Annotated in this window: 7 protein-coding genes and 1 pseudogene; 1 reads left to right on the forward strand and 7 read right to left on the reverse strand. The window is 39.5% G+C overall.

What is annotated here, in order from left to right:
* The 7 genes from ACJMLO_RS07545 to iscB form a co-directional block, all read right to left on the reverse strand.
* The coding region (locus ACJMLO_RS07545; RefSeq protein WP_405295477.1) for a dihydrofolate reductase family protein at positions 1 to 160 on the reverse strand (160 nt) is incomplete at its 3' end.
* Positions 161 to 168: 8 nt separating this feature from the next.
* Positions 169 to 1,182: a multidrug transporter gene (locus ACJMLO_RS07550; protein WP_405295465.1), complete on the reverse strand. Its 1,014-nt coding sequence runs from the start codon at positions 1,180 to 1,182 to the stop codon at positions 169 to 171.
* Between the two features lie 36 nt (positions 1,183 to 1,218).
* The gene (locus ACJMLO_RS07555) at positions 1,219 to 1,683 is read right to left on the reverse strand and encodes a hypothetical protein (RefSeq protein WP_405295467.1); all 465 of its coding nucleotides are present in this window, start codon (positions 1,681 to 1,683) and stop codon (positions 1,219 to 1,221) included.
* Positions 1,684 to 1,687: 4 nt separating this feature from the next.
* Complete coding sequence (locus tag ACJMLO_RS07560) at positions 1,688 to 3,265, reverse strand: DUF530 domain-containing protein (protein WP_405295469.1); 1,578 nt, start codon at positions 3,263 to 3,265, stop codon at positions 1,688 to 1,690.
* A 10-nt stretch (positions 3,266 to 3,275) separates the two neighbouring features.
* Positions 3,276 to 5,264, reverse strand: a complete 1,989-nt coding sequence (metG, locus tag ACJMLO_RS07565; RefSeq protein ID WP_405295471.1) for a methionine--tRNA ligase — start codon at positions 5,262 to 5,264, stop codon at positions 3,276 to 3,278.
* A 137-nt stretch (positions 5,265 to 5,401) separates the two neighbouring features.
* Positions 5,402 to 5,620 (reverse strand): hypothetical protein, encoded by a 219-nt coding sequence (locus tag ACJMLO_RS07570; RefSeq protein ID WP_405295473.1) that lies wholly within the window; start codon positions 5,618 to 5,620, stop codon positions 5,402 to 5,404.
* The gene (gene iscB, locus ACJMLO_RS07575) at positions 5,621 to 6,886 is read right to left on the reverse strand and encodes an RNA-guided endonuclease IscB (RefSeq protein WP_405295475.1); all 1,266 of its coding nucleotides are present in this window, start codon (positions 6,884 to 6,886) and stop codon (positions 5,621 to 5,623) included. It lies immediately after the preceding gene.
* Between the two features lie 483 nt (positions 6,887 to 7,369).
* Here iscB and ACJMLO_RS07580 point away from each other — a divergent pair.
* A pseudogene (locus ACJMLO_RS07580) lies at positions 7,370 to 7,785 on the forward strand (DNA primase); the annotation flags it as partial.

The raw sequence follows: 7,785 nt of genomic DNA on the forward strand, positions 1-7,785 counted from the left end.
CAAGGACCGTTCCTATGCCCACCATGATTGCATCGCATTCCTTTCTGATTTTATGAACCCTTTCAAGGTCTTCCTTGCCTGAAATGTTTGAGCTTCCGGTTCGGGTTGCAATCTTTCCGTCCAGAGTCATTGCAGCATTCAGTATTACATAAGGCCTCATAATATCACCTATATATGGTAGAACATCTCCTTGATGTTTAGAAAGTTCACCAGGGTTTTGCTTTCAAGCATGCCCGGCATCACAAGGGCAACGATTATGCCTATGACACCAAATATTATTCCGATAGCCCAGATTATCTTGACTGCATCCTTTTCCGCTATAGGACGTCTCAATACCAGTCTGATTAAGGACTTGAAACCTGTTTCAGGCCTTACAAGCTTTCCCTCATCATTTAGCTGTGTAGGCTTTTGCTGCTGGCGGTTCATTACTCCGGCTGAGTAGAACTTGAGGGCAGCATCAATGATGTTCGGCATCATTATGATAAATGCAATGAGCTTTACACGCCCGATGAATGCTATGCATATTATTGCAGCTCCAATGATTAATGTTCCTGTGTCTCCGGGGAAAATCTTAGCGGGATATCTGTTGTAGTATAGAAATGCAATAAGCGCACCGAGCATGCTCATGGATATGATTGTTACGTCATACTTTCCAAGGATTATGCACGCTATTGTAAGTGAAGCCATTGAAATGATTCCAAGGCCTGATTCGATACCGTTCAAACCTGCCAGCATGTTTGTGAGATTGGCTCCTATGGAAAGTGCTATTGGAATGGTAATTAAATAGAGCAGACCTACGTTAGGTGGTGCTGCCCAAATCAGAGGAAGGCCTGCAAGGAAAAGCAGGAAGAATTTTTCCTTTGACGATAGTGCAAGCAAATCATCCACAATGCCTATTATTCCAACAAGCAATATTACAACCAATACGATGACCAGCTGGAATGTGAGAATGTCGTGCATGTATATTCCGGAAAACATTCCGATTATAAAACCAAACAGTATTCCAAATCCTCCCATTTCAGCAACGACCGGCTTCCAGGATTTGTGAATATCCTTTCCGACAATATCTGCAGCTTCAAGCTTTCTTATAATCCTTGGCATTGTCAATCTGGTTACTGCAAAGGATAATACTCCACAGATTATTGCAATTGCATACAATGGAAGTTGAGGTAAAATCATCATGTTTAATAATATTGCCTTCATTATTAAAAAAAGTAGTTATTTTTTGTTGAGGATATAGTAGACACTCCTTATCGGCATGTCAAGTTTTTGGGAAATCTCACTTGCAGAAAGCCCCTCATCTTTGAGCCGCTTAATTTCTGCGTGGTCATATTTGCGTTTTCGATTGTCAAATTTAGTATTACTTTTTTTGAGCAAATAGTAAACCCTGTTGAGAGATATGTCAAGCTTTTGTGAAATCTGTCTTGCTGTGAGACCTTCATTTGACAGTTTCTGCACGTAATACTCAATGCCGTTGCTTTTTGATTTTGCGCCCCAATTGTATTTTCTGCGGACAGTGATTTCAAGCCGTGCCAATGCGTCAATATATGTCTTTGAAGTTCTTTTGTAGACGCTTGGAGAACATGTGATCTCCTCAAGGTTGGGATACCTGTCGATTAAATCGACAATCATTGATGATGACAGCGCTTTTGTAATATGAATTGTGGTGATTTTTTTATCCATATTATCACTTTTTAATCAAATCCAGAAATTGCCTTGACTTGTCGCTTTTCGGATTCTTTATTTGGTTGATGTGCTTGATTTCCTTTTTGATCCTTGATTCGTTGATGTTGAATGCATTGCTTATGTCCTCAAGCTCAACATCAGAGTTCAGATTCACCAGAGCCGCACCCAATGCCACATGGTTGAATTTGATATGGGAACTGCGTATCTGCTTTTCAAACTTGAACTTCTCATACAAAAGAAGATCCATTTCAGCAATCGCCATTATCTTTATGTCTGTAAACTCGTTGAGTATCTCAATGACCTTGGTGTAGGTGACCTGAAAGACCTTTCTCTGTTCACGGTCAAGTTCAACGCGAATGTATGGAAACGGTCCCAAGTTGATTTTACGGGCATTGTTTGAGGTTGTCATGTAGTACCTGAACATGTCCCATATAATCAGTGCGGATGCGATGTTTTTGAAAGTGTTATTATATACGCTTTCCCTTACCTTCAAATCTCTTTTAAGTGACCTTGTCATCTTTCCGAAGCGGTCAAGGTAGTTGAGGCTTCTGAATCTGTTTTCTATCTGGGATTTTCTCCACTCATCGATGGCATCACGGTCATACTTGTCGATGAAATCCGGCCTTTCGTTTTCAAATTCCTCAATGATTTCATCATATTTCCTTATCCTTTTGAAATCGGTCAGCCTGCGCTTGAGGATATCGTCCTTTATAAGCGAGATTATCTCCTGTGCATAGCCTACATAGGCAAGTGCCAGAGCTGTTCTTGCATGATTGTCATCGATTATTGCCGGCTTTGTCCTGTGAAACTTGAGTCTCTCTATTCTGACGTTCCTGCCGTATCTCCTTCTTACCTCTTCCTCATAGTTGTTTATGTATTCGGATTCAAGGGTAACGTTTTTTCTGATGAGTCGGTTGTTTTTGTCCCTGAAGCGTATGACCATGGATATTGTCTTTACGACACCCTTGCGCTCCTGTTTCAGGATGCTTAAAACCTGCTTGAACGAATCCCTTGCATACTGTGACAGTTCATTCCTCAGCACCATATAGTTTCCCGAAAGTGGAAGGTATGGAATTATTTCAAGGCGATGGATAAGGTCCTTGTTTGTCCTGAATGTGAATGCCTTGCTTTTGCATGTACACTGGCCGTGCATCTGCTTGTATTCGCTCATTGAATATTTCTTGTAGCATGAATTGCATTTCACATATCCGAACTGTTCAAGGTTTCCAAGAGCAATCTTATGTGAATCGATGGCCGATTTGACACGGTCCAAAATGTTTTTCTTGGCGTTTGCCTTCATTCTGAATATCTGATTGTGGCGGCTGTTTTCACGAACCTCATCTGCAGCCACTTCAGCTACGGTCTTTGTTCCGTACTTGTTGAGGGATGTGAATGGTGTGGTGTATCCCTGAATGTCCATGTCGTCCTTAAGGCTCTGCAGATGGTTGAGTCTGTCATCTAGCTTAAAGTAGAGATTTCTGAAAGTGTCAAATTCTTCAATATCCTCCAGGTCAATTGAATCGTTTGCAATTTCTATAAGGTAGTTCTCGGCCTTGTTTACCAGTACAGACTCAGGCATTTTAATCTATCTATTGAATTCTTTCGCCGACTTCAGCATTTTCATCAGGACTCAACAGTGCTCCTGATGCACCTGTTGCCAGAATCATACCTTCTGATAGGGTTCCGAAGAGCTTTGCAGGCTGAAGGTTTGCAACCACACAGACTTTTCTTCCGATAAGCTCTTCTGCATCATAGAATTTGGCAAGTCCTGCAACGATTTGTCTTGGTTTTTCTTCACCCAAATCCACCTGGAGCTTTAACAGCTTGTCGGATTTCTCGATTTTTTCCGCTTCTTTTACTTCACCAATCTTAATTACAAATTCGTCAAATTGATCTATTGTCACTAAATCACTCATATTATCTTCCTCGTTTTCAGTCAGGTTTTCCTTTAGTTTTGCTTTTTGAGCTTCAATCTCCTTATCTTCAATCTTTTTGAATAAAGGTTTTGCCTTATTTATTTCATGGCCCTCATTTAGGGCAATTTTGGCATCCTCCCAATTGTCCAGTGACCCCAGGTTCATGATTTCAGCTATCCTGTCAGCCTTTGTTGGAAGGAATGGCTTTAATGTATATGCCAGTGTCTTTGCCAATTGATTTGATAAGTATAAACAGTTTGCAGCCTTTTGAGGCTCTTCTTTTATTGCCTTCCATGGTTCGGCATCATTGAAATATTTGTTTCCTTTTTTGGCCACCTTGAATATTTCAAGAAGGGCTTCCCTGAATTCATAATCTGCTATATATGCACCTGCCCTGTCAGGCAGCGCTTCGATGGCTTGTCTGAATTCCTCATCTTCATCTGTAGGATTCAGATATTCCGGAACTCTGCTGTCGAATTGCTTTTTGGTAAATACAAATGTCCTGTGCAGGAAGTTTCCGATAACATCGGCCAGCTCGTCATTGTTTCTTCTTTGGAAATCATCCCATGAAAAATCAGAATCCTTGTTTAAAGGAGCATTGATTGTGAGGTAGTATCTAAGCAAATCAGGTTCATAGTCCTTTACGAAATCCGCAATCCATATCACCCAGTTTTTGCTTGTAGACATCTTTTCCCCTTCAAGTGAGAGAAATTCCCCTGCATATATCATGTCGGGAAGCTTGCATCCGTATGCCTTCAATAATCCCGGCCAGAAGATTGAATGGTGGTATATGATGTCCTTTCCAATGAAATGAACCACATAATCGTTCCAGTACTCTTCCCATTTCATGCCGGATTTTCTTGACCATTGTGATGCTGATGAGATGTATCCGAGAAACGCTTCAATCCAGACATAGAGCACCTTGCCTTTTGCCTCATCCAATGGAACAGGTATTCCCCAATCCATATCACGGGTCAAAATCCAATCGGTAAGTCCTTCCTTAAGCCAGTTGGTGGCATAATTCTTAACGTTTGCAGGAAGGTTGTCGTTGGATGAAATGTAGTCCATCAAATCGTCCTGAAACTCGGACAGCTTGAATGCATACTGGAATGTGTCCTTGATTACAGGTGTGGTTCCGCATGTGATGCAGTGAGGCTCGTCAAGTTCGGTGGGGTTGAGTGCCTTTCCGCACTTTTCACAGTGATCTCCCCTTGCTTCAGCTCCGCATACAGGGCATAAACCTTCAACATACCTGTCAGGAAGGAACTTGTTACAGTTCGGACAGTAAAGCTGCTGGATGTCCTCCCTGTAGATATAATCATTGTCATAGAGGTCTCTAAAGAAATTCTTTGCTATTTCATAGTGAGCCTCGTCGGTAGTTCTTGTAAAGTTGTCAAGTGATATGTTCATTGACTCGACATCACTGACAATCATATCATGATATCTTTTGGATATTTCAATCGGCTTTTTGTTTTCTTTGTCTGCCTTGACTGCAATTGGTGTTCCATGTTCATCTGTAGCGCAAACCATAAGCACATCATTTCCAATCATTCTGTTATACCTTGCATATATGTCCGCCGGCAGGTATGTGGAACGGATATGGCCCAGATGACACGGTCCGTTTGCATAAGGAAGTGCACATGAAATAAATATTTTTGACATTTATCTTATCTCCTCAATTATTTTAAACATGATATAAATATGTTGATTATATATAATAAATGCTTATTTTTAACGGCGTTATATGATAAAAAACAGAGATTAATAAAAAAAATAGAATGGGAAAAATTTAATCTATGCTAAAGATTTTGCACTTCCTTGAGAGCCAATCCTGTATGTTTGGATATTTCATAATCCGAAAGAACATCCTTTAAGCTTTTTGCAACAGTCCTTAAAACATTATTTGTAACTTCCCGTGTAACCTGTTGAGTAACCTGTTGGGTAACCTCTTCAGTAACTTCCGCAGTAACCTTGTCCACTAAATTCTGTTCATATCTAGCTAAAAAATCATTGTTCATCTATCTTATGGCAAGGATACCTCGACCTCTGTAGGTCGGGGAGGAATTGCCAATCCTCCAATCTACTATCCAACCTTTAACTGGTTCTAATAATTTTAGTCGTTTACTGCTGACTCCTTGACTGATTACTGTGCCGTCAAATTTTTTCAGCTGGAAATAGCCACTACTGCGCTTGCCTGTGATAAAACATTCGATTCCGTTATACATTACTTTATCGAATCTTCTGAAGCCGTTAACAATGTATGGTGATTGGGTACGTTGGCGTTTGCCTCCTTTACTGGGTTTGGCTTTGTGTATTTGACGGTTGTGTCTTCTGACTTTTCGAAATAGGAATTCAACAGTGCATTGTTTGGCATTGAAATTGTGGCTGATTACAAATGCGTCATTTGAATGAGATTTATTTATGCCTAGTTTTTCGCGATTATATTTAGTCAGATAACCAAATGTCTCAAAAACGTTATCAAACTCCTTTTTAAGTAATTCAACCATCTTTTTTCTCATGATGTTCATGTGTGCAGCATGTTTAAAGGATTTGACTTTCTTGTTGAATTTTAGTTCTCCTTTGTGTATTTTTTCATGACAATCCTTGCATAGTGTTGTGAGGTTTTCCATTCGGTTGGATCCTCCTTGGCTTTGGAATCTTATATGGTGAACTTGTAATTGAGTATTTTGTGCACCACATATTTGGCAGGTATAATTGTCACGGTTTAAAACAGCTGCCTTAACATTATAAAAACCCATAGCGTCACCATGCTGATATTTTGCACCATGTATGCCGGGGTTTTTTAGTTTATGGGTGTCAAATTCAGCAGTTTCAACAATAATATTTGTCACTGGAATAATTCCGCAGACTTTTTTAATCATTGTTAAATAGCAGTCGATTTTATGTTGGATGCTGGGAGTCAGTTTTCCTTTTTTTCCTCGGTTATTGAATCTTACCGGTCGATACCTTAACTTCCGGGTTCTGCGACCTCTGCGCAGACTTCTACGAGAGTCCATTAATTTAGGAATGTCCTGTCGAAGTTCAACAGTTGCTTTAAATAATTCATTCTTTTCTGTTGTTGCTGATAATCCTATATATTTGCTTCCGGCATCCACACCCAGATTAACCGGCTGTTTATAACCGCTACTACCATACAGCAATTGTATGGTAAAGGGTGTGCGATTAACAACTTTTGCTTTACCTTCTTTTAATAATAATCTTGCTTTTCTTTCTTTACAAGGCATCAAAGCCTCATCATTCTTATTTAACACGTAAACGAACATGACGCTTACCTCCCTAATATTTGGAGTTATTTTATCCCTCGACAATGTTATCCCAAGGTTTAAATGTAAGCAACACTGTTCCTACCATCTCAGAACCTGTTTAATCACTTACCGTAGAGCGTGGAACTGGGATTAAACATTCCACGGTACCTATAATATTCTTGGGTAACGTAGACCATTTAATGGCCACAGTCTATTAAACTAGTGGACTTCTAGAAAAATCCTAGAAATCCACGGCTTCTACAAGCCGTGGTAGTTTAACTATTCTGTTAATTTTTTGCATGTCGACATGTACAATAGTATATTAGATTGTAATAGCATATAAATCAAGCAGTTATAAATTAAAGCAATATTATAACCTTAAATCAAAATTATAGAGTAATTACAATTTTTCAAAATGAGGATATCCGAATATGATTTAAAGACAATTTTGAATTTGAAAATAGGTTAGCTATTTAAATCATTAAATAAAAAGTTAAAATCATGGCTGAAGTTTCATTTATAAACCCGTTGTCCGAACAAGGAAGACAGATTATCAGGGAGTATGGAGATTTAAACCAGATATTTGACACTGACGAATCACTGATGGACATCTGCATCCATACCATTAACCAGAAAATATCAGATGACTCCCTCATTCCAAAATCATATTCAGATTTTGCAATAAAACGCATACAATGGGCAATCGAAAAAAAGAACAACAAAAACTTCACACAGGCCGAATTCGAATTCTTGACAAATGATGACCTGTATGCACAGGATGTGGTTACATTCCATATCCTATGTCAGGCAATCGCAATCCAGTTCAACCTCGGGTCCCGCGAAACAAGACTTTTTGTCGAATCCCAGGGAACACTTATCCTTGAAAGGCTTGCCAAAATACCTCCGATGTCAAGGGC

The sequence above is a fragment of the Methanobrevibacter sp. genome, assembly GCF_045120835.1.
Lineage (GTDB): Archaea > Methanobacteriota > Methanobacteria > Methanobacteriales > Methanobacteriaceae > Methanocatella.

What these genes read in the sequence shown, in the direction of transcription:
- ACJMLO_RS07570 (WP_405295473.1), bottom strand. Translation starts at nt 5,620, where the DNA reads ATGAACAATGATTTTTTAGCTAGATATGAACAGAATTTAGTGGACAAG.
- ACJMLO_RS07555 (WP_405295467.1), bottom strand. Translation starts at nt 1,683, where the DNA reads ATGGATAAAAAAATCACCACAATTCATATTACAAAAGCGCTGTCATCA.
- metG (WP_405295471.1), bottom strand. Translation starts at nt 5,264, where the DNA reads ATGTCAAAAATATTTATTTCATGTGCACTTCCTTATGCAAACGGACCG.
- ACJMLO_RS07550 (WP_405295465.1), bottom strand. Translation starts at nt 1,182, where the DNA reads ATGATGATTTTACCTCAACTTCCATTGTATGCAATTGCAATAATCTGT.
- iscB (WP_405295475.1), bottom strand. Translation starts at nt 6,886, where the DNA reads ATGTTCGTTTACGTGTTAAATAAGAATGATGAGGCTTTGATGCCTTGT.
- ACJMLO_RS07560 (WP_405295469.1), bottom strand. Translation starts at nt 3,265, where the DNA reads ATGCCTGAGTCTGTACTGGTAAACAAGGCCGAGAACTACCTTATAGAA.